Origin of the sequence: Macrococcus hajekii (assembly GCF_004359505.1) — a bacterium.
Classification (GTDB): Bacteria; Bacillota; Bacilli; order Staphylococcales; family Staphylococcaceae; genus Macrococcus; species Macrococcus hajekii.
Genome location: NZ_SCWE01000059.1, coordinates 1 through 232, shown reverse-complemented (window position 1 = coordinate 232; position 232 = coordinate 1). Strand labels below are relative to the sequence as shown.

The following is a 232-nucleotide window of genomic DNA, read 5'->3' as shown; positions in this document are numbered from 1 at the left end:
TTGAAATATATTCTCAGCATAATCCTTATCAAAACCCGAAACCATTCCCATTTCTCTCCCCTTTTTAAGTATCTGAGCTCACATAACGTATAAATATACATACCCTTACGCTGATGAAGGGTGATGGCGTTATCGAGTTCTTTAAATAACTTCCCAATTTTGATTTGTTCATCATTATTTGGAAATAAGAAATTTAATTTAGAGAATTCTCTCTTATTTACTATTTGCATAG

At 31.5% G+C, this 232-nt stretch carries 1 pseudogene; it reads right to left on the bottom strand.

Going from position 1 to position 232, the window contains the following annotated elements:
* A pseudogene (locus ERX37_RS11570) lies at nt 1–232 on the bottom strand (hypothetical protein); the annotation flags it as partial.